General features: G+C 71.3%; 17 protein-coding genes. 7 read left to right on the forward strand and 10 right to left on the reverse strand.

Going from position 1 to position 21,738, the window contains the following annotated elements; all coding sequences use genetic code 11:
• The first annotated feature begins 311 nt into the window (after positions 1-311).
• Entirely contained in the window at positions 312-2,291 is a 1,980-nt protein-coding gene (locus tag ACWXWW_RS11940; protein WP_455970055.1) for a DEAD/DEAH box helicase, read from the forward strand.
• A gap of 60 nt (positions 2,292-2,351) precedes the next feature.
• Here ACWXWW_RS11940 and ACWXWW_RS11945 read toward each other — a convergent pair whose 3' ends face one another.
• Positions 2,352-4,562: an MMPL family transporter gene (locus ACWXWW_RS11945; protein ID WP_455970056.1), complete on the reverse strand. Its 2,211-nt coding sequence runs from the start codon at positions 4,560-4,562 to the stop codon at positions 2,352-2,354.
• A 185-nt stretch (positions 4,563-4,747) separates the two neighbouring features.
• On the opposite strand from ACWXWW_RS11945, the gene ACWXWW_RS11950 reads away from it, so the two are divergent.
• The gene (locus ACWXWW_RS11950; protein WP_455970057.1) at positions 4,748-5,233 is read left to right on the forward strand and encodes a hypothetical protein; all 486 of its coding nucleotides are present in this window, start codon (positions 4,748-4,750) and stop codon (positions 5,231-5,233) included.
• A gap of 33 nt (positions 5,234-5,266) precedes the next feature.
• Here the strand turns inward: ACWXWW_RS11950 and ACWXWW_RS11955 are convergent, their stop codons facing one another.
• Complete coding sequence (locus tag ACWXWW_RS11955; protein ID WP_282979334.1) at positions 5,267-5,455, reverse strand: hypothetical protein; 189 nt, start codon at positions 5,453-5,455, stop codon at positions 5,267-5,269.
• 188 nt (positions 5,456-5,643) lie between these two features.
• Between ACWXWW_RS11955 and ACWXWW_RS11960 the strand changes: the two genes are divergently transcribed.
• Positions 5,644-6,171 (forward strand): hypothetical protein, encoded by a 528-nt coding sequence (locus tag ACWXWW_RS11960; RefSeq protein ID WP_455970058.1) that lies wholly within the window; start codon positions 5,644-5,646, stop codon positions 6,169-6,171.
• Positions 6,172-6,178: 7 nt separating this feature from the next.
• Here the strand turns inward: ACWXWW_RS11960 and ACWXWW_RS11965 are convergent, their stop codons facing one another.
• Positions 6,179-6,661, reverse strand: a complete 483-nt coding sequence (locus ACWXWW_RS11965) for a hypothetical protein (RefSeq protein ID WP_282979336.1) — start codon at positions 6,659-6,661, stop codon at positions 6,179-6,181.
• 549 nt (positions 6,662-7,210) lie between these two features.
• Between ACWXWW_RS11965 and ACWXWW_RS11970 the strand changes: the two genes are divergently transcribed.
• Positions 7,211-8,128, forward strand: a complete 918-nt coding sequence (locus ACWXWW_RS11970) for an aldose 1-epimerase family protein (protein WP_455970059.1) — start codon at positions 7,211-7,213, stop codon at positions 8,126-8,128.
• 4 nt (positions 8,129-8,132) lie between these two features.
• Here the strand turns inward: ACWXWW_RS11970 and ACWXWW_RS11975 are convergent, their stop codons facing one another.
• Positions 8,133-9,188, reverse strand: a complete 1,056-nt coding sequence (locus tag ACWXWW_RS11975; protein WP_324012813.1) for an Rv2578c family radical SAM protein — start codon at positions 9,186-9,188, stop codon at positions 8,133-8,135.
• Positions 9,189-9,294: 106 nt separating this feature from the next.
• Between ACWXWW_RS11975 and ACWXWW_RS11980 the strand changes: the two genes are divergently transcribed.
• Complete coding sequence (locus tag ACWXWW_RS11980) at positions 9,295-10,278, forward strand: M15 family metallopeptidase (protein WP_455970060.1); 984 nt, start codon at positions 9,295-9,297, stop codon at positions 10,276-10,278.
• A 10-nt stretch (positions 10,279-10,288) separates the two neighbouring features.
• Here ACWXWW_RS11980 and ACWXWW_RS11985 read toward each other — a convergent pair whose 3' ends face one another.
• Genes ACWXWW_RS11985 through ACWXWW_RS12010 form a run of 6 tightly spaced genes read right to left on the reverse strand, consistent with a single transcriptional unit; the run spans position 10,289 to position 15,617 of the window.
• Positions 10,289-11,128, reverse strand: a complete 840-nt coding sequence (locus ACWXWW_RS11985; RefSeq protein WP_455970061.1) for a siderophore-interacting protein — start codon at positions 11,126-11,128, stop codon at positions 10,289-10,291.
• 22 nt (positions 11,129-11,150) lie between these two features.
• On the reverse strand, positions 11,151-11,963 hold the full coding sequence (locus ACWXWW_RS11990; RefSeq protein ID WP_455970062.1) for an energy-coupling factor transporter transmembrane component T: 813 nt from the start codon (positions 11,961-11,963) through the stop codon (positions 11,151-11,153).
• On the reverse strand, positions 11,960-13,663 hold the full coding sequence (locus ACWXWW_RS11995; protein WP_455970063.1) for an ABC transporter ATP-binding protein: 1,704 nt from the start codon (positions 13,661-13,663) through the stop codon (positions 11,960-11,962). Before ACWXWW_RS11995 ends, ACWXWW_RS11990 begins: the two co-directional genes overlap by 4 nt.
• A gap of 45 nt (positions 13,664-13,708) precedes the next feature.
• Positions 13,709-14,275 (reverse strand): ECF transporter S component, encoded by a 567-nt coding sequence (locus ACWXWW_RS12000; protein WP_455970064.1) that lies wholly within the window; start codon positions 14,273-14,275, stop codon positions 13,709-13,711.
• Between the two features lie 20 nt (positions 14,276-14,295).
• Positions 14,296-15,282 carry a pirin family protein gene (locus tag ACWXWW_RS12005; RefSeq protein WP_455970065.1) on the reverse strand — a complete coding sequence of 329 codons (987 nt, stop codon included), beginning with the start codon at positions 15,280-15,282 and terminating at the stop codon, positions 14,296-14,298.
• Positions 15,279-15,617, reverse strand: a complete 339-nt coding sequence (locus ACWXWW_RS12010) for a GNAT family N-acetyltransferase (RefSeq protein WP_271173511.1) — start codon at positions 15,615-15,617, stop codon at positions 15,279-15,281. The genes ACWXWW_RS12005 and ACWXWW_RS12010 overlap by 4 nt, the downstream gene beginning before the upstream one ends.
• Before the next feature lie 86 nt (positions 15,618-15,703).
• On the opposite strand from ACWXWW_RS12010, the gene recQ reads away from it, so the two are divergent.
• Both recQ and ACWXWW_RS12020 read left to right on the forward strand, forming a co-directional pair.
• A complete protein-coding gene (gene recQ / locus ACWXWW_RS12015) occupies positions 15,704-17,698 on the forward strand; it encodes a DNA helicase RecQ (RefSeq protein WP_455970066.1) in 1,995 nt (664 codons plus the stop codon).
• A 141-nt stretch (positions 17,699-17,839) separates the two neighbouring features.
• Complete coding sequence (locus ACWXWW_RS12020) at positions 17,840-21,580, forward strand: choice-of-anchor G family protein (protein WP_455970067.1); 3,741 nt, start codon at positions 17,840-17,842, stop codon at positions 21,578-21,580.
• Positions 21,581-21,738 lie beyond the last annotated feature (158 nt).

Raw genomic sequence — 21,738 nt, forward strand, 5'->3', positions numbered from 1 at the left:
GATCGCTGGGGCTGGTGTGCGCGTGTCGGGCTCATGAGTCGACAGGGGCCCCATGAGTCCGATTCGGGGGACGGCGGATGGCCTGCCGGGCGGTTTCCCAGACCGGTCCGGTAGTGTCGTCCGGTCGGCTTCGGACACCGCGCGCGCAGCGCGGACGTTTTGGCAAGGTGTGAGTCCAGGGGCCGATGGTGAGCGTCGATCGACGCGCATGAACCATCACATGAATGGCCCCCGGCCGACGACTGTCCGGGTCTGCTCGCGCCTGCGTGCGTCGAGCGCTGTTCTCGTGCGAGAACCCGAAGGACACACCCATGCCCAAGAACAAGAAGCCCGCCGGCGGTCGTCCGGCTCAGAACTTCGACCCCCGCTACGCCAAGAAGAGGCCCGGCGGCCCCTTCCGCGGCAACGACGGTGCGTCTCGCGGCCCGCGTCGCGACGACGCGCGCACTGCGCGTGACGGCGACCGCTTCGACCGCTCGTCGAGCGACCGCTTCGAGCGCCGCGACGACCGCGGTTTCGGTGGTCAGCGCCGTGAAGGCGGATACGCCCGTCAGCGTCGCGAGGGAGGTTACGAGCGTCGCGACGACCGCGGTTTCGGTGGTCAGCGCCGTGAAGGCGGATACGCCGGCCAGCGTCGCGAGGGTGGCTTCGAGCGTCGCGAGGGCGGCTACGCCGGCCAGCGTCGTGAGGGCGGTTTCGCCGGTCGTGACAACGGTCAGCGTCGCGAGGGTGGCTTCGAGCGTCGCGAGGGCGGCTACGCCGGCCAGCGCCGTGAGGGCGGTTTCGCCGGTCGTGACAACGGCCAGCGTCGCGAGGGCGGCTTCGAGCGTCGGGAGGACCGTGGTTTCGGCGGTCAGCGTCGCGACGGTGGCTACCAGCGTCGCGAGGGTGGCTACGAGCGCCCCCGATTCAACCGCGACGACCGTACCGAGCGCCCGCGCTTCACCCGCGACGACCGCGCGCCCCGGACGGACCGCCCGTCGTTCCGCGACGACCGTCCGCGTCGGGACGAGCGCCCCGCGCGCTCGGACGCGCAGGAGCAGCAGATCGACGTCGTCCACGAGCGTCTCGAGGCCCAGGCGGTCCAGACGAGCGAGGCCGTCGACGTGTCGTTCGGCGAGCTCGGCCTCGGCGACAACATCGAGCGCGCTCTCGCCGAGCTCGGCGCGGCGAAGCCGTTCCCGATCCAGGCTGCGACCATCCCCCCGATCATCGAGGGCCGCGACGTCCTCGCTCGCGGACGCACGGGCTCGGGCAAGACCATCGCGTTCGGTGCACCGCTCGTCGAGCGCGTGCTCCGCTCGAAGGCCGGCCAGAAGCGCGAGTTCGGCCGCGCGCCGGTCGCGCTCATCCTCGCCCCGACGCGCGAGCTCGCCCTGCAGATCGACCGGACCATCCAGCCGATCGCGCGCAGCGTCGGCCTCTTCACGACGCAGATCTACGGCGGCGTGCCGCAGGCCCGCCAGGTGGGCGCGCTGAAGAAGGGCGTCGACATCATCATCGGCACTCCCGGGCGCATGGAGGATCTGCACGCGCAGGGCAAGCTCGACCTCTCGCAGATCAGCATCGCCGTCCTCGACGAGGCCGACCACATGTGCGAGCTCGGCTTCCTCGAGCCCGTTCAGCGTCTCCTCCGTCTCACGGCCGACGGATCGCAGAAGCTGCTGTTCTCGGCCACGCTCGACCGCGAGGTCGCCGCGCTCGTCGACGAGTTCCTCGTCGAGCCGTCGGTCTACGAGGTCGCCGGCGAGACGCAGGACTCGGGCACGATCGACCACCGCGTGCTCGTGATCGACCAGCGCAGCAAGGGCGAGATCCTCGAGACGCTCGTCGACCGCGAGGGCAAGACGCTCGTCTTCTCGCGCACCCGCGCCTACGCCGAGCAGCTCGTCGAGCAGTTCGAAGACGCGGGCCTCACGGCCGTCGCCCTCCACGGCGACCTGAACCAGGCCAAGCGCACGCGCAACATCGAGAAGTTCTCGAAGGGTCGCGCGCAGGTGCTCGTCGCGACGGATGTCGCCGCGCGCGGAATCCACGTCGACGACGTCGATCTCGTGGTCCAGGCCGACGCGCCGACGGAGTACAAGACGTACCTGCACCGCGCGGGCCGCACAGGTCGTGCCGGCCGCGAGGGCCGTGTCGTCACGCTCATCACGCGGATGCGCCAGCGCCGCATGAGCGAGCTGCTCGAGCGGGCCGAGATCGACGCGCCCTTCGACCAGGTGCGCCCCGGCGACGACCTCCTCGAGGAGCTCGCGGGCGCCCCGACCGCGGAGCAGCTGACCGCGTAGCCCCGGTACATGAAGAACGGCCCCGTCATCCGACGGGGCCGTTCTGCGCCAGCGCTCCGGTCAGCGCTCGCCGCGGCTGAGCTTCGACGGCCACCAGACGGCACGGCCGATGTCGTATGCGAGCGCCGGCACGAGCAGCGACCGGACGACGAACGTGTCGAGCAGGACGCCGAACGCGACGATGAACGCGAGCTGCACGAGGAACAGCACCGGGATCACCGACAGCGCCGTGAACGTCGCCGCGAGCACGAGGCCAGCCGACGTGATGACGCCGCCCGTGATCGCGAGACCGCGCAGGACGCCGTCGCGGGTCCCGTGCGCGAGCGACTCCTCGCGCACGCGCGTCATGAGGAAGATGTTGTAGTCGATGCCGAGCGCGACGAGGAAGACGAACCCGTAGAGCGGCACCGCGGGGTCGGCGCCCGGGAAGCCGAGGAGCTCGTTGAAGACGAGCGCCGAGACGCCCATCGCCGTTCCGAACGACAGCACGGTCGTGAGGATGAGCAGCACGGGCGCGAGGATGGCGCGCAGCAGCAGCATGAGGATCACGAGGATGACCGCGAGGATCACCGGGATGATGAGGTTGCGGTCGTGGATCGAGGCGTCGTTCGTGTCGACGTCGGTCGCCGTGACGCCTCCGACGAGCGCACCCGGAACGGCGTCCTCGAGGGTCGCGCGCAGGTCGCGCACCGTCTGCTCCGCATCGGCCGAGTCGGCGGCATCCGCGAGCGTCCCCTGGAGCAGCACATCGCCATCCGCCACCGTCGGCGCGGGCGCGGGCGTTCCGGGAGGCCCGAATGCCGTGACGCCGTCCTCCGTGACGGGCGCCGTGCCGCTGTCGGTGTCGGCCGACACGGCCACGCCGTCGATCCCGTCTTCGGCGAGGAGCACGTCGGCCGCGGCCTGCAGGTCGTCCTCCGCGACGACGACGTACACGGGGCTGCCCGAGCCTGCCGCGAAGTGCTCGCCCAGCACCGCCTGCCCGTCGCGCGCCTCGGACGAGCCGAGCACGAGCTCGGACTGCGGCACGCCCGACGCCTGGAACTGGGTGAAGCCGAGCGATCCCGCCGCGAGGACGAGCGCCGTGACGATCCAGATGAGTCGGGGCCGTCGCTCCACGAGACGCGAGACACGCGCCCAGAGCCCGCGCGACGGCACCGCGGCCGACGGCGCGTTCGGCGCGTAGACCGGGCGGCGGGGCCAGAACGACGCCCGCCCGAACACGTACAGCAGAGCGGGCAGCAGCGTCAGCGCCGAGAGCATCGCGAAGACGATGCCGATGGCGGCCACCGGGCCGAGGGTGCTGTTCGACTTGAGGTCGCTCAGGAGGAGGCAGAGGAGCCCGGCGATCACGGTGCCGCCCGACGCGAGGATCGGCTCGAACGACCCGCGCAGCGCACGCATCGAGGCGGTCCAGCGGCGCTCCTCGTGGATGAGCTCGTCGCGGTAGCGGGCGACGTAGAGGAGCGAGTAGTCGGTCGCGGCCCCGATGACGAGGATGAAGAGGATGCCCTGCGTCTGCCCGCTCAGCAGCAGGACGCCCGCCTTGGCGAGCCACCACACGGTGAGCAGCGCGACGCACAGCGCGAAGAGGCTCGTCGACAGCACCGCGAGCGGCAGGAGAAGCGATCGGTAGACGATCACGAGGATGACGAGCACGGCCAGCAGCGCGACGAGCAGCAGGATGCCGTCGATGCCGGCGAACGCCGACACGAGGTCGTTCGAGAAGCCCGCCGGGCCCGTGATGTGGACCTCGACCCCGTCCGGGAGTCCGTCGCGGAGCGTGCTCCCGAGCTCGGAGATCGCCTCCCCGAGCTCGGCCCCCGACGACACGGGCACGAACGCCTGCGCCGCGAGCTCGTCTTCCGAGGGGATGGCCGGCGACACCTCGTCGACGGCGGGCAGGTCGGCCGCGGCGGCGAGCCGGTCGTCGATCGCGGCGAGGGCATCGCCGTCGAGGGGCTCATCCGACGAGAACACGACGACGGCGGGGATCGCGTCGCCGTCCGTGAAGTCGGACAGGCGCTGCTGCACGGCGGTCGCGTCGGCGCTCTCCGGCAGGTACGTCGTCTGGTCGTTCGATGAGACCTCGTCGACCTTGCCGAAGTACGGCCCGCCGATGGATGCGGCGGCGAACCAGACGAGGATGAGCACTGAGGGGAGGAGGATGCGCAGCCAGCGCGGTGCACGGGGGCGGCTGCCGTCCTGCGGCCTCACCGTCTGGACCCGGGGTGCGGAGGGAAGGGCTGCGGGCGTGCGGCGGTCGCGCATGGAGCTCCTGTTCGGCGAAAGTCTTTAGCCAGGCTAGCAAACTCGGAGGGCCGGCGAGCGCGGTCATTTGGCCCTATGCCACGATGGTGCTGGTCCGTTCGGGGGGACCGTCGTAATCCGCATTGACGGGATGGATCATTGTGAAGAGGACGATCGCGGCGCGCGCCGCTGTCACGACCGCCGCCGTGCTCGGCCTGACCTTCGGCGTCGCGGCATGTGCGCCGTCAGCGCCATCCGGCGGCGCTCAAGCGCCGGTGCCATCGGGGCCCACGGAAAGCCCCGCCTCCCCCACTCCGACGCAGCCTGAACAGGAGGCGCTTGCGGTTCCCGACGGCGTGTACTACGCCGTCTTCGACGACCAAGGCGAACCAGGCACCCCGCTGTCGCAGCGCGGGATCTTCACCACGTGGACGTTCGAGGGAGCCGCCGTCGACTTCGGGGAATTCGAATGCACCGAGGAGCGTCCGCTGTTCGAGCGATCGGGGGAGATCGTCGGGCAGAGCGTCCGCTGGAACAGCTATGACGGCGAGACGCCGATTCTCACGCCTCACGAAGACGGGAGCGTGGGCGTCGAGGACATGTACGACACCTTCGTCCTCTTCCCCGACGGCTCACCCGAGGCAGACGATGTGAAGGCACTCGTCGCGGCGAATCCCAACTGCGCCGGGTGACGACCGCCGCAGCGAACGAGGCCTATCGGAGTTCTACTCGGCGCCGTTCGGCTCCGGGGAGCCGGCCTTCTGCTCGGCCTGTTCGCGTTCCCACTTCTCGCGCTGGGCGGCGGCGAGTTTGGTCTCCCAATCGGGGTCCTCTCCGTCGATGCCGAATTCGTCGAGAGTCTTCTCCCAGGCCATGAACTCGTCGAGCCACTCGTTGTCGTGCGCGTCACTCATCTCGGCTATCCCTCTCCGTCTAAAAGGCGCTGCCGTCGGGAGGCTACACGGTATCGCAGAGGGGTGGCCAGGCCGTCGGAGTCGGTGAAGGTACCCGGTGAGTGCGTTCATGGCGTCGATCGCCTATGCCAGGATGGTGCTGGTCCGTTTGGGGGGACCGTCGTAATCCGCATTGACGGGATGGATCCATGCTGAAGAGGACGATCGCGGCGCGCGCCGCTGTCACAACCGCTGCCGTGCTTGGCCTGACTTTCGGCGTCGCCGCGTGCGCGCCGTCAGCGCCGTCGGCAGGAGGCGCTGAGGAGCCGGTGCGCTCGGCGGAGGCCACCCAGGCCCCCGCGACCCCCGAGCCGCAGCCTGAGGAGGCGGTCGTTGTCCCGGACGGCAGGTACCTCCTCGATGACGGAGACGACACCCCCACAGAGCTCTCGATGATGGGCGCCTTCTGGACGTGGACGTTCGAAGGCACGACGGTGACGTGGGAAATGAGCCAGTGCGACCAGTCGGACATCTGGGTGGAGGACACTGGACTAATCGTCGGCGCACGTGTCGATTGGGGTTCGGAGCACATTGCATCGTCGACACTCACGTTGAATGAGGATGGGACGGTATCGGCCACGTCGTCGAACTCCGACCTCACTCTCATCCCCGAGGGTACGCCCGGTGCAGAGGCGATCAAGGCCCGCGCCCTCGAGCAGCCTGGGTGCGAACAGTAAGAGCGCGTCAGAGGTTCTTCAGCCGCTCGGCGTCGTACTCGGCGATCGTCTCGGGTGGGCGCCCTCTGCGGGGCGCATGGCGGTCGATGTAGTCAAGCACCGCCCATTCAGCCGCCTGCGTCAGGCGCGAGCGGCTCACAGTGATGATCACGATGAGCGCGGCAACGGTATTCGCGATCGCGTAGGCCGCGATGGCGACCACAACGAGGACGTGAGGTGAACCCGTTCCGAGCCACCACGCTGCGGCGGCGCACGCGCCGAGATTGACGAGGACGGCGGCGAGGTAGGCGTCGAGCAGGTCGTCCAACGGAGCCAGCTGAGTCGGAATGCACCGTGCCCGCAGCGCGGTGCGTATGCGACGCGGCATCAGTGCGCTGGCTATGACGATGAGCGTGCGAGTGCCCATGTCGACGAAGCCGGCTCGCCACCACGCCGCCGAGCGCCACCATCCCGGTGGGAAGTCGTCACGGACGTCCTGACGGAAGCCCACGTCACATCATCTCCGGCGATCTCGCGCTGCGCGTCGCGTGAGCGGAGCCGGCGCTGGTGTGGCGGTCGGCCTCGGCGCCGCAGTGGGAGGCTGCGCCGGTGTGCTCGCGGGCGGCATCGCGTGTGCCGGCGGTACCGGTGCCGGCGGGCGCGCCGGAACGGCCGCCCTAGTTGGAACGGGGCGTACCGCAACTGGCGGGGGTGTCGGAACGGGTTCGACACCCGTGACGCGCTCGGTCTGCCGGGGGACATGCGCGGCGGATCGGGCACGGCCGTCGCCGGTTGCGGCGCGGCCGCTGACGGCTCGCGCTGAAGCGAAAGCCGAGTGCGAGCGCATGACTCGCTTCCCCTGACTTGTCGCGCGCTCAATCTACCCCATTCAAGAGAGACGCGAATGGCTATCGAATTGACCACCGGTCGATTCGCATAGGGCAGTCCGACGCGATCTGCTTCGATCGAGTGCCGCCAGCGAGCCGCGCCGGCGGGCTCGGACGGCCGCGGAGCGCGATACTGGGGATGCGGCGGGTGGTCGCGGAAGCAGGGAGTGGCGATGAAGCGAATCGATCCGACCGGCGAGCAGGTCGTTCTCCGGGCACAGGGCGCGTTGGGCGAGGTCACCGCGCAGATCGCGCAGGTCGGGGCGTCGCTGCGCGCGCTGACGGTCGGCGGCGTCGACCTCGTGTCGCGGTACCCGGAAGGCGAGCGGACGCCATCCGCATCGGGCATCGTGCTCGTGCCATGGCCGAACCGCATCCGCGACGGACGCTGGTCGCAGCGCGGCGCCACGGAGCAGCTCGGCATCTCCGAGCCGAAGTACGGCAACGCGAGCCACGGGCTGCTCCGCTTCGCGCCGTACGAGATCGTCGCGGGCGACGCCGAGGCGACGCTGTCGGCCGTCGTCTATCCCCAGACCGGCTACCTGTTCACCCTCGCCACGAGCGTGACCTACACCCTGGTCGACGACGGGCTCGCGGTGACGCACCGCATCCGGAATGCGGGAGATGGCGAGGCGCCCGTCGCGCTCGGCACTCACCCGTTCTTCGAGATCGGCGGCGTCGACACGGCGGATCTCGTCATCGCTGCGCCGGGGACGACCTGGTTCGAGGTGGACGACCGGATGCTGCCCGTCGCCGAGCACGACGTCGACGACGCGACAGACCTCCGCGGCGGCGTGCGCCTCGGCGACGTCGCGCTCGATCGCGCGTACGGCGACGTCGTGCGAGGGGAGGACGGGCTCGCCCGCACCACTCTGACCGCACCCGACGGGCGCACGCTCACCGTGTGGCAGGACGAGAGCTTCGGCTTCGTGCAGGTCTTCACGACCGAGAACTATCCCGGGCGCGACCTGGCCGTCGCGATCGAGCCGATGACCGCCCCCGCCGACGCCTTCAACTCCGGTCGAGCGCTCACGTGGCTCGCGCCCGGCGAGGAGTGGGTGCTGCGGTGGGGCGTGTCGTACTCGGGGTGAGCGCTCAGAACAGCGTGGGCGCCGCCGCCGGAGCCGAGCGCGTCTCGATGAACCGCGGTGCCGCGCGCGGCGTGACGCGTGTGCGCGGGGGCTCGTCCTCCTCGGCATAGCCGTTCAGTCCGTGCGCGCGGATGAGCGGGCGGATGCGCTGCGCGAGCCACGTGCGGTACCCCTTCGGCGCCTCGACGGACGCCCCGGGATAGAGCCCGCGATACGCGGGGACGAGGTCGGGATGCTCGCGCTGCAGCCACTGGAAGAACCACGGCTTGACGCCGGGCCGCAGATGAAGCGCGCCGTAGACGACCCGGTGCGCTCCCGAAGCCTTCACGCGCGCGAGCGCATCGTCGAGCGCTTCGACCGAGTCGCTGAGGTGCGGCACGATCGGCATGAGGAAGACCTGCACCCGGAATCCGAGGTCGGCCGCCGCGCGGACCGTGTCGAGCCGCGCCTGCGCCGAGGGCGTCCCCGGCTCGATCGCGTGCTGGAGCGCATCGTCGTAGACGGCGATCGACATCGCGAGCGAGATGTCGACATCCGCTCTGCGCCTCGCGAGCTGCGGGAGATCCCGCCGCAGCAGCGTGCCCTTCGTGAGGATCGAGAACGGCGTCCCCGAGTCCGCGAGCGCATCGATGATGTCGGGCATCAGCCGGTAGCGCCCCTCCGCTCGCTGGTACGGGTCGGTGTTCGTGCCGAGCGCGACGTGCTCGCGCTGCCACGACGGGCGGGAGAGCTCGCGCCGCAGCACCTCTGCGACATTCACCTTCACGACGATCTGGGAGTCGAAGTCGCGCCCGGCGTCGAGCTCGAGGTACTCGTGCGTTCCGCGAGCGAAGCAGTACACGCAGGCATGGCTGCAGCCCCGATACGGGTTGATCGTCCAGTCGAACGGCATCGAGCTCGGCCCGGGAACGTGGTTCAGCGCCGACTTGGCCATCACCTCGTGGAACGTCATCCCCGCGAACTCGGGTGTGGTGACGGTCCGCACGCCGGCGTCGACGCGGTCGAGACCGGGGAGTGCCGATGCGTCCACGGCACCCAGACGCTGCCCCTGCCACCTCATCCCTCCATAGAACAGATATCCGAAACTGATGTCAAGTCTGCACTGGACAGAAGTTCGATCTGGGGAGTCGGAGGATCGTCAGGGTCGGGTCCGCGACAATGGGGGCATGACGAACGGGCGCTACGCACGGCGCCGCGGGCTCGTCGCGCGACATGCGGCGCGGCCGCCGCGGCTGCTCTCGGGGCGCGGCCTCGTCGTGCTCGCGACCGCAGCGGGCGTCGTCGCCGCGTGCGTCCTGGGTGCCGTCTGGTCGGTCGCCCACGACGAGCGCCCCGCGCACGCGTCGTCCGTGCAGACGGCGTCGCCGGCGCCCGTCGAGACGCCTCCCGGCTCGATCGAGTCGCTGCCCGTGCCGCAGTTCGAGGTGGTCGTCGCGGAGGATCCGTGCCAGTCGCCCGCCGCAGCGGCGGCCGGAGACGCCGCCGCGGTCATCGCCGCGTTCGGCGGAGCGGAGGAGTTCCGCGAGGCCGCGGCGGAGGGCGCCTCGTGCATCCGCCTCGACGACCCGACGCAGCCCTGGGTCGTCGTGAACAAGCAGCGGCCCGTGAACCCGATCGACTACGCCCCCGAGGTGATGGTGCCCGCGGGTACGCGGAGCCTCGTCGGCGGCGGCCTGCGGCCGGACGCGGCCGCCGCTCTCGACGCGCTCGTGGCGGATGCCGCCGCATCGGGCGCGGGGGACGTGGCGCTCCAGAGCGGGTACCGCTCGTATCAGACCCAGGTCAGCACGTTCCAGGGGCAGATCGGCGCGCTCGGAGAGGAGGGCGCCGAGGCGATCTCCGCGCGCCCGGGCTTCAGCGAGCACCAGCTCGGTCTCGCCGCCGACGTCGTGGCCTGCACGTCGGGCGGCTGCGGCACGATCTACGACATCGCCGGCACGCCGCAGGGCGACTGGATCGTCGAGAACGCGTGGCGGCACGGCTGGATCGTCCGCTACGAGAGCGGCCACACCGACACGACCGGCTACAACCCGGAGCAGTGGCACCTGCGCTACATCGGGGTCGAGCTCGCGCAGGCCTACCACGAGGGCGGCTACCACACGCTCGAGGAGTTCTTCGGGCTCCCCGCTGCGCCCGACTACGCCGACTGAGCGGCCTCGGTCACCCGCCCGCGCCGGCCCCGACCCGCCAGTATCCGCAGAAGCCGATATCGGCCTTGTCGACGCCGCGCTCGTGGACGAGGAGCCGTCGCGCGCCGGTGGCGAGCTGCTGCTCCCCGACGAGGAAGGCGTGGAAGCGCTCGGTCGGGAGCGCGGCATCGCGCAGCGCCGCGAGGGCGGCGGCGCCCGGGCGGGTGTGCGGATCCTCGCGGATGACCCAGTGCACGGCGACTCCCTCGGGGTGCGCGAACGGGAGCGCGTCGTCGTGCGACGGCACCTCGATGATCGCGAGGCCGGTCGCGTCGGCGGGGAGCGATGCGCAGATGCCCGCGATCGCCGGCGCCCCCGTCTCATCCGAGACGAGCACCACGCGATCGGTGCCGCGCTCGGGATGGAAGACGAGGCCCTCGTCGATGATCGCGACGTCCTCGCCCGGCTGCGCGGCGACCGCCCACCTCGGCGCGGGGCCCATCGAGCCGTCCGGAGCCTCGTGCACGACGAAGTCGACGTCGAGCTCGGCGCCCGCCGCGCCATCCGCGGGGCGGAACGCGCGCACGGTGTAGCTGCGCATCGCGGGCCGCATCCCCTCGGGGATCCGCAGGAACTTCAGGTACCCGAAGAGGCGGTTCGCCTTCGCGGGCACCCGCTCGAGCCCCGCCTCCCCGTGCACGGGGAGGAAGATCCGGAACCACTGGTCGTAGCCCATCGGGCGGAAGCGCGCGATGTCGCCGCCGCCGAGGGTGACGCGCATCCAGTGCGGGGAGAGTCGCTGCGTGCGCAGCACGGTCAGGCGCAGCAGCTCCTGCGTCTCGGGCTTCACGAGTCGGCTGGCGACGGCCATGGCGTTCCTTCGGGTCGGGGCGTCAGCCGAACGGGCGGATGAGCGCGATGAGCAGGGCGGTGCACGCCCAGAAGGCGAGGACGAAGACGGTGTCGCGGGTGCGCCAGAGCACGACGTGCCGCTCGGTGCGCGTGGGATGGGCGCCGAACGCGCGCGCATCCATGGCCAGGGCGACGCGCTCGGCATGCCGGATGGCTCCCGCGAGCAGCGGCACGATGGTGCCGAATCCGCGTCGCACTGCCGCGAGCGGGCCCCGGCCGCCGTGGTGCCCGCGCACGCGGTGGGCCGCGCGGATGAGCTCGAGCTCGTGCCGGAACCGGGGCACGAACCGGTACGCCGCGAGCGCCGCGTAGCCGATGCGGTACGGCAGCCGGAGCGTCCGGATCGCGGCGCGCACGAGATCGGGCCCCTCGGTCGTCGCGCCGCCGATGAGCGCGAGGGCGAGGAGCGCCGCGAGACGCAGCGACGTCGCGAAGCCGACGGCCAGCGCTCCCGCGTGCAGCCGCCATCCGCCGATCTCCGCGACGACGGGCGTCCCCGCGACACTCGCGGCGTCGGTCCAGATCGAGAACCCCGCGCCGACCGCGAGCACCACCGTGGGCAGGGCGACGCCGAGCAGGAGCGCGACGCGCCGCGTGAGGCGGGCGCCCGCGAGGATGAGCGCGCACGCGAGCGCGAGGAAGGCGGCGGGAGTCGCGAGGTCGCGGCTCAGCAGCACGATCGCCATCGCCGGCAGCGGGGCGGCGATCTTCGCGAGCGGATTCAGGGCGAGGAGGGGAGGGCGGCGGCGGACGGATGGCGCGGTGCGCGCGACCGAGGACGAGGCGATCGTCACGCGGGCACCTCCGCCTCGAGCGCGGCCGCTGCCGCGGGGTGCGCTGCGAGCACGCGCCGCAGGGGCGGCGGGCGCAGACCGGCGCGCGCGAGCAGCCCCGCGTCGTCGAGCGCATCCGCTGCCGCGCCGAACCCGACGACCGTGCCGTCGGCGACGACGGCGACGTGCGTCGCGTGCTGCTCGACGACGGAGAGGTCGTGCGTCACGATGACGACGGTCGTGCCCGCCTCGTGCAGGCGCGTGAGGATGGCGAGCAGCTCCTCGGCGCGTGCGCGGTCCTGGCCGAAGGTCGGCTCGTCGAGCACGAGCACGCTGGGCGCCGTGATGAGGGCGGTCCCGACGGACAGGCGCCGCTTCTGGCCGCCGGAGAGGCGGAACGGGTGCGCGTCGGCATGCGCGGTCAGGCCGAAGCGCTCGAGCATGTCGCCGACGCGCTCTCGGATCTCGGGCTCGGGAACCCGCCGGATGCGCAGCCCGTGCGCGAGCTCGTCGAAGACCGTGTGCGCGATGAACTGGTGCTCGGGGTTCTGGAAGACGAAGCCGACCCGCGCAGAGATCTCGCGTGCCGACGCGCGCCCGACATCGAGGCCCTGCACGCTCACACTCCGCTTCGGCGGGGCGACGACGCCGGCGATCGCCTGCACGAGCGTGGTCTTGCCTGCGCCGTTCGGGCCGACGACGGCCGTGAACGACCCCGCGGGAAGATCGAGATCGACGTCGCGGATGGCGACGGCGCGGCCCAGGCGGACGGTGAGACCGCGCACGCTCACGGCGGTGCCGCGAGCCTCGACACCTCGGGTGGTCGCGGCGGGGGACGGTGCGATGCCCGACGGCGGCTCCTGCCCGTTGAGCGCCGATGCGAGCTCATCGGGAGTGAGCGGCAGGGCGTCGAACCGCCATCCCTGCCGCTCGAGGCGGCGTGCCGCGATGAGAGCGGACGGGAGCCAGATGCCCATCCGCTCGAGTGCGTCGACCCGCGTGCGCAGGACCTCGACCACCGGTCCGTCGAACGCGAGCCGGCCGGAGGCATCGAGCACGATCGCGCGCGTCGCGAGGGCGACCGCGGCGTCGAGATCGTGCTCGATGAGCACGATCGCCCGGTCTCCGGCGGACACGAGATCGTGCAGCGCCTCGTACACGTCGGCGACGCCCTGCGGATCGAGGTTCGCGGTCGGCTCGTCCAGGACGACGACGTCGGCGCGCGCCGCGAGTGCGCACGCGATCGCGAGGCGCTGGCGACCGCCGCCCGAGAGGGCATCGGGGTCGAGGTCGCGCTGCTCCCACAGCCCGACGCGGCGCAGGGCCGCCTCGGAGCGGGAGAGCACCTCGTCGACGGGGAGCAGGAGGTTCTCGAGGGTGAACGCGACCTCGTCGAGCACGGTCGCGGTGACGATCTGGGCGTCGGGATCCTGGAACACGATGCCCACGCGCGTGCTGAGCCGGGCCGGCGAGCTGTCGCGGGTGTCGATGCCGTCGACCTCGACCGTGCCGGCGAGCTCGGCGTCGATCGCGTGCGGGATGAGCCCGTCGAGCGTGAGCGCGAGCGTCGACTTGCCCGAGCCGCTCGGTCCGAGGACGAGCACGACCTCGCCGCGCCGGACCTCGAACGTCACGCCGTCGGGTGCGCGTCGCTCGCTCTCCGGGTAGGCGACCGAGACCTCGCGCACGCGCAGGAGCGGCTCGTCGTCGGCGGGGGTCACCCCACCAATTTAGCCTTACCTAACCTGAGTGAGCGGTCTGTCGGCTCACGGGGTCCGCGCGGGCTGCCTCCGTGGCGTCGCGACGCCGGCGCGTCGGAGGCCGGCGCCGACGGCGAGCCCGACGAGCGTCCAGGCGAGCGGCCCGAGCACCGAGAGCACGAGGTAGGCGACCTGCGCCCAGGTGGGAAGGGCTGCGATGTCGGCGGCCAGTGCGACGATGACCGCCACGAAGACGCCGATCGCCGCACCGGAGAGGAGGAAGCTCCACCACGACCACGCGCGATAGCGGAACAGGGCGGCGACGCCCTCCTGCAGACCGCCGAAGAGCAGCGCCGTCATGAGGAACTGGAGCGTGAACGGCGGCGCGACCGTGGCGCTCACGAGCGCGGCGAGCACGTGCGCGAGAAGCGCGACCCAGGGCATCCGGAGCAGCTCCTGAGCGACGATGCCCGGGAGCACGTGCACGCCGAGGAGGAACCCGTAGATGATCGGCGCCCCGGCCAGCACCGGCGTGACGAGCCATCCCTCGATGCCGCCGAGAGCGCCGGTCGCGACCCCGATCGCGGCGCAGACGAGCAGGACGCGCGTGGACAGGGCGGAGTTGCGGGGCACGAAGCCCAGCCTAAGTCCGCTCAGATGCGACGGCGCCGAGTGGTCAGGCGGACGTTCGGCAGGGGAGGGGCCGGGATGCGCTGCTCGGGCGGATGGCCCTCGACCGTGCCGAAGCGGGCCCCCGCCGCCTCCCACTCCTCTCGCGCGACGGCGATCTCGTCGTGCGATCGCCCCACGAAGTTCCACCACATGACGATGTCGTCGGGAAAGGGCTCGCCGCCGATGAGGAACAGGAGGGCGCCCTCCTCCGTCGCGAGCTCGATCTCGTCGCGGTGCACGCCGAGGTAGAGGAGATCCTGCGCCCGCACGGGCGTCTCCTCGGGGTCGGAACCGGTCACGACTCGGAGGTCGCCCTCGATGCCGACGACGGCGTGCTCCCAGTCGTGCTGCAGCGGAACGCGCACGCGAGAGCGGGGCGGGAGCGAGATCTCGGCCCCGACGATGGGCGTGTGCATGGTCGCCGGTGAGGCGACGCCGGCGAGCTCGCCGACCACGACGGTCGCCTGTGCCGCGTCGCCGTCGCGGGTCGGGAGCGACAGGGTCGGCAGGCGGTCGTGCCGCTCGAACGCGGGGCCGCCGTGGCGGCGCTCCTCGGGGAGCGCGACCCACAGCTGCAGGGCGTCCAGGGGCACAGCGCCCTCGCCGAGCGAGTACTCCGAGTGCGAGATGCCCGCCCCCGCGGTCATGATGTTGAGCGAGCCGCGGCGGACGACGACGTCGCTGCCGATGCTGTCGCGGTGGTGCACCTCGCCGACGAGCGGCCAGGTCACCGTCTGGAGCCCGATGTGCGGGTGCGGGTCGACGCGCATGACGGCCTCCTGCGGACCGAAGCGGTCGAGGAAGCACCACGCGCCCACCGTCGGGAGCTCGCGCTGCGGGAGCGAGCGGTGCACCTCCATCGCACGCACCCCGCCCAGCGGGACCTCCCGCGCGGCGAGGAGCACGGCCCGCGGGCCGTCGCACCGGGTCGAGCCGCTCTCCTCGACGCCGGCGTCGAGCCGGGTCATCCCGGCTGCTCTCCCGGGGTCGCGGCGTCGTGCGGCGTGCCGTCGGGCCACTGCACGACCGCGCCGGAGACCTCGTTCTCCTTGAGGTACTTCGCGATGAAGGGACACAGCGGGATGATCGTGTCGCCGCGGCGGGCCACATCGGCGAGGGCGTCGGACGCGAGCATCTCGCCGTACCCGCGGCCCCGGAACTCGCGCTCCACGACCGTGTGCGTGAACCGGATCCGGCCCGTTCCCTGCTCGAACTCCGCGTAGCCCGCGACGACGCCCGCTTCGCCGTCGTGAAGCTCGTACCTGCTCAGCTCGTCGTTCCGGGTGACCGTGAGATCGCTCATGGACGCTCCTTTCCTGGGGCTTCCACGCTAGGGCAGATCCCGGGCACCGGGGACGGATGTCGCGGGTCGTCTTTAGACTCGAGGGCATGCCCGCGCATCTGCAGAGCGACCCCCAGGGCGATCCGTGGATCGTCGCGCGCATCCCCGACGACGACAGCTGGGTCCCGCCGGAGGAGCCGTACGACGACGGCCCGCCGGAGGGATGGATCCCACCGGATGACGCGCCCCGGGCGCCCCGCGAGCCGTCCCGCGCGCCGCGGGCCGCGCCATCCCGCTTCCCCCGCGCGATCGACGCACTGCGCACGGTCTACGGCTACGAGTCGTTCCGCGGCGATCAGGAGGCGATCGTCGAGCAGGTCATCGCGGGCGGCGATGCCGTCGTGCTCATGCCGACCGGTGGCGGCAAGAGCGTCTGCTACCAGGTGCCGGCGCTCGTGCGCGAGGGCACGGGGCTCGTCGTGTCGCCGCTCATCGCACTCATGCACGACCAGGTCGACGCGCTGCGCGCGAACGGCGTGCGGGCAGCGTACCTCAACTCCACGCAGGCGCCCGACGAGCGCGCCGCGGTCGAGCGCGCGTACCTCGCGGGTGAGCTCGACCTGCTCTACGTGGCACCAGAGCGGCTGAACGGCGAGCAGACTCTCGCACTGCTCGCGCGCGGAGCGCTCAGCGTGATCGCGATCGACGAGGCTCACTGCGTGAGCCAGTGGGGCCATGACTTCCGACCCGACTACCTCGCGCTGGGCGGGCTCGCCGAGCGCTTCCCCGGCGTTCCGCGGATGGCCCTGACGGCCACGGCCACGCGCGAGACGCATCGCGAGATCACGGAGCGGCTGCGCCTCCCCGAGGCCAAGCACTTCGTCGCGAGCTTCGACCGCCCGAACATCCGCTACCGCATCGAGCCGAAGACCGACGTCCGTCGCCAGCTGCTGCAGTTCATCCGCTCGCAGCCCGAGGGATCGGCCGGCATCGTCTACGCGCTGAGTCGCAAGTCCGTCGAGCAGGTCGCGGCGTTCCTCGCCCAGCAGGGGATCGACGCCATCCCATATCACGCCGGTCTCGACGCGCGGATGCGCGCGGCGCATCAGGCGCGGTTCCTCCGCGAGGACGGTGTGGTGGTCGTCGCGACGATCGCGTTCGGCATGGGCATCGACAAGCCCGATGTCCGCTTCGTGGCGCACGTCGACCTGCCGAAGTCGGTCGAGGGCTACTACCAGGAGACCGGGCGCGCGGGTCGCGACGGCGAGCCGTCGGTCGCGTGGATGGCATACGGCCTGGGTGACGTCGTGCAGCAGCGGCGGATGATCCAGCAGAGCGACGGCGACCGCGCCATCCAGCAGCGCCAGGGGCAGCATCTCGACGCGATGCTCGCGCTGTGCGAGACGGTCTCGTGCCGTCGGCAGAATCTGCTCGGCTACTTCGGGCAGGAGTCGGGCCCCTGCGGCAACTGCGACACGTGCCTCGAACCGCCCGAGACGTGGGATGGCCTCATCGCGGCGCAGAAGCTCCTCTCGACGGTCGTGCGGCTGAAGCGCGAGCGCGGGCAGTCGTACGGCGCGGGCCACATCATCGACATCCTGCGCGGGGCGTCGACGGATCGCATCCGGAAGTTCGGGCACGAGTCGCTCTCGACGTACGGGATCGGGCAGGACCTCTCCGAGCAGGACTGGCGCAGCGTCATCCGACAGCTCCTCGCGCGAGGCCTGCTCGCGGCCGAAGGGGAGTACGGCACCCTGGCGCTGAGCCCGGCGTCCGCGGGCGTGCTCCGAGGCGAGACGGCGGTGCCGCTGCGGAAGGACGTCATCGGACGCGCGTCGCGCGGTCCCCAGCGCAAGGCGAGTGCCGCCGATGCGCTCGCGCCCGAGAATCGTGACCTGTTCGAGACGCTGCGGGCCTGGCGGGCGGAGACAGCTCGCGAGCAGGGCGTTCCCGCGTACATCGTCTTCGGCGACGCGACCCTGCGTGCACTGGCGGAGATCCGCCCCACGACGCTGTCGCAGCTCGACGGCGTCACCGGCATCGGCGCGAAGAAGCGCGATGCCTACGGCGAGGCCGTGCTCGCCGTCATCGCGCGGCATTAGGCGACTCGCCGCGTCACAACCGGTATCCCAGACTGGACACCCGTACTGATATAACGCCATACTCAAATTCGACGTGTGTGCACAGTGTGCCCGGGGGGTGCCCGTGCATGGCGTTCTCCCAACCCCAGAACCAGGAGACCCATGGATAACTCGACTGCGGGCGCGAGAGCGCCCCGCAAGCGAAGGCTCGCGCCTATCGCGACGCTGGCCGCGGCCAGCCTCGTCGCGGGCGGCGTCGCCTACGCGGCGAATGTGAACACGACAGGCGCGGCGAACGCCGCCGCGTCGGACAACTCGGAGGCGCTCGGCCAGCTGATCGCCTCCGAGCTCCTCGGAGCAGAGCTGCTCGAAGCGGCAAGCTCGCAGACCGGCAACCCGAGTGCACCCGGCCCCGTCTCGACCCCGCTCAATCTCGAGGCCCTCGGCGCGCTGGACATCGACCTCGGCGGGGGCCTGGTCCTCCCGCTCATCAGCGGTCCGGGTGGAGACGGCCTGCTCGACCTGGGCCAGGTCGGCGCGCTCAACTCCTTCGCGACCTCGCCCAGCGGCACCACCTCGACGGCCAGCGCCGGTGCGGTCGGCGCCGACGGCGCTATTGCCGTCGACCCGGAGAACCCCGGCGCGTTTGGCCCGGCTACGGTCAACCTGACCGATCTGTTCACGCAGCTCGGAATCGACCCGGTCACTGACGGCATCGTCGACTTCGCGGGCCTCGAGATCGGCGCACTCGCGTCGACGGCCACCTCGACGAACGACGTCGTCACCTCGGAGTACGTCATCGCCGGCGCAGACCTGCGTGTCAGCAGCCCTCTCGTCGAGACGCTGGCCGCGACCCTCGGTACGGCACTGAACGGCGTCGCCGATCAGGTCGGCGGCGCTCTCGCTGCCGATGGCCTCGTCGACCAGATCGTCGGTCTCGTCGACCTCGATCTCGGCATCGCGTCGCTGAGCCTCGCGGGCGGAACGGTCAACGTCACGGGTGTCGAGGAAGGCATCAACTCCCTCGTGACGGACGTTTTCGACACGCCGATCACGAGCGGAAACGGCCTCGTGACCGTTGACTTCTCGACCGGCGACATCGTCGTGCACCTCGAGAACCTCGTCGAGGGCGGCAGCCTCAACGGTCTCGATCCCAACACGCTCCTCCTCAGCAGCGAGACCGGCACCGCCATCTCGGGTGCGGTGACCGAGGTGCTCCAGACCGTCACGGACCAGCTCGTGTCCGGTGTCACGGGCGTCATCAACGGCATCACGCTGACGATCGACCTGCCTGCCGAGCTGACAGCAGTCCTTCTGCCTGTCGCCGAAGGCAATATCAACATCACGACCACAGTGGGCGACTTGCTCACGGGCACCGCGCCGGTCATCGACGTGGATCTCGTCGCGCTCGGCGCGATTGATCTCGGGCCGCTCACGACGGCCGTGCTCAACGCGTTGACCGGTCCGGTTTCGACCGTGCTCGGCGGCCTCGTTGCGCCCGTCCAGACGGTTCTGGGCACCCTCGGCAGCACGGTCGATGGCGTCGTCGACCCGCTCCTCGCCGGCCTCGACCCCGTCTTCGGGGTGGTCAACCAGCTCGTCGAGATCACGATCAACGAGCAGCCCGCGCCGGGTTACCTCGGCGATGAGTCGTTCACCGTGAACGCGCTCAGCCTCGAGCTTCTCCCTGGGCTCAGCGCAGTCAACCTCGACCTCGCTTCCTCGACTGTCCGCTCGGCCGCTGTCGCGCCGTACGACACGTCGATCGAGGCGAACCCGAGTGAGGTGCCGGCCGGCGGGACCACGACGATCACCGGTGAGGGCTTTGCACCCGAGGAGACCGTGACGATCACCGTCGGCGACGACGAGCCCTTCACGGTCACGACGACGCCCGAGGGCACCTTCTCGACGCCCTACGAGGTTCCGGCCGACGCGACGCCGGACACCGTGACGGTCACGGCGGAGGGCGAGGTCTCGCAGACACCGGCAACGACGGAGCTCACGATCACCGAGGGCAACGCAGAGGTCGACGCATCGGCCGACACGTCGGCTTCGGCTGAGGCGAACACCAACGCATCGGCATCCGCCGCTGCTTCGGCTGACGCCACCGCTGATGGCGACCCGGCGGCGCAGGCCGCGGCGCAGGCCACTGCCCTCGCGGACGCCACGTCGGTTGCGTCCGCGGCCTCGGACGCGGACGCGACGGCTGCTGCCGCCGCTGCCGCGAACGAGGAGGCATCGGCTGACGCCTCGGCCGAGGTCGAGACGGACGCCAACGCCTCCGCAGCTGCCGCTGCGACCGCCGCCGCTCAGGCCGACGCGACCTCGGCTTCGGAGGCCGACACCAGCGCTGCCGCCAACGGCAACGCATCCTCCGCTGCCGCAGTTGCGGCCAACGCCGACTCGTCGTCCGACGCTTCGGTCGAGGCCTCGGCCAACGCCAACGCATCGTCCTCGGCCGCCGCTTCGGCGAACGCCGACGCGGACAGCAACGCGGTGGCTGAGGCCGCTGCTCAGGCTGCTGCCTACGCGGATGCAACGGCAGAGACGTCGGCTGCTGCCGACGCCACGGCGAACGCCGCCGCCCAGGCGGCTGCGACTGCTGACTCGTCGACGAACGCGTCGGCTGACATCTCGGCTGACGCGAACGCATCGTCGGCTGCGGCTGCTCAGGCTGCCGCTCTTGCGGACGCGACGACGGACGCCAACGCAGAGGCCTCGGCCGCTGTCGAAGGCAACGCTTCGGCTGCCGCGGCTGCGGCATCTGACACCGACTCGTCCAACGAGGCCTCGGCCAACGCCGCAGCTGACGTGAACGCGGACGCTGACGTGAACGCGGACGCTGACGTGAACGCGGACGCTGACGTGAACGCGGACGCTGACGTCGATGGCGCGAACGCTGCCGCTGACGCGGACGTCAACGCGTCGGCTTCGGCCTCGGCCTCCGCTCGAGCGGACGACGAGTCGAACGCCTCGGCTCAGGCCGCGGCGCAGGCTGCTGCCCTTGCGAACGCAGAGACGGACGCTTCGGCTGCTGCCGACGTGGACGCTTCCGCGGCTGCACAGGCTGCGGCCACGGCGGATGCTTCGACGAACGCGTCGACGGATGTCTCGAGCGACGTCAACGCTGCGGCTCAGGCTGCTGCGCAGTCATCGGCTGAAGCGGACTCGCAGGCGGACTCCACGGCCGCTGCCAACGCGAACGCATCGGCCGCTGCTTCGGCGGCTTCGAACGCTGATTCGTCGACCAACGCTTCGGCTGAGGCCGCTGCGAACGCGGATGCGACGGCCAACGCCAACGTCGACGCGAACGCGGATGTCGAGTCCGAGGCCAACAACGACGCCGACAGCTCGGCCGCCGCAGAGGCGTCGTCCGCCTCGGACAGCGACTCGACTTCGGACAGCGACTCGACTTCGGACAGCGACTCGGCTTCGGACAGCGACTCGGCTTCGGACAGCGACTCGTCGGCGACGGCCTCGGCCAACGCCAACGCGTCGAGCGACTCCGACGGCAGCGCGATCTCGATGGAGCTCGAGCACGACCGCCGCATGGTCGGGCAGGTGCAGATCGCCTACGGTCACGGCTTCGAGCCGGGTGAGACCGTCGCGGCGACGATGTACTCGACGCCGCACGAGCTGGGCACCCAGGTGGCTGACGAGAACGGCGACGTGACCTTCACGTGGACGATCAAGTCGGGCACGCCCACGGGCGACCACCGTGTCGAGCTCGTCGGCGCGACGTCCGGCTCGGTCGATGCGACCTTCGAGGTCTACGCGAAGTCCGGTCAGCTCTCGCCCACGGGCGGCGACCTGACCCTCCCGCTCGGCGGCCTCGCCGCAGCGATGCTCCTCGGAAGCGCCGCCATCTGGATGATGGTGCGCCGCCGCGGGGCGGACGTCTGATCCAGACGTGAGAGCCGGGTGCTTCGGGCTGGCAAGGCCCGAAGCACCCGGTAACCTTTTGGGATATCGGCAGTGCCCCGGTGAACGCTCACCGGGGCACAGTCGGTTGGCAAGGAACTCCGGCCAGGGGAGGCGGCACCAGTGCCCGAAAAGACCGT

Source organism: Microbacterium sp. KNMS, from assembly GCF_053851835.1.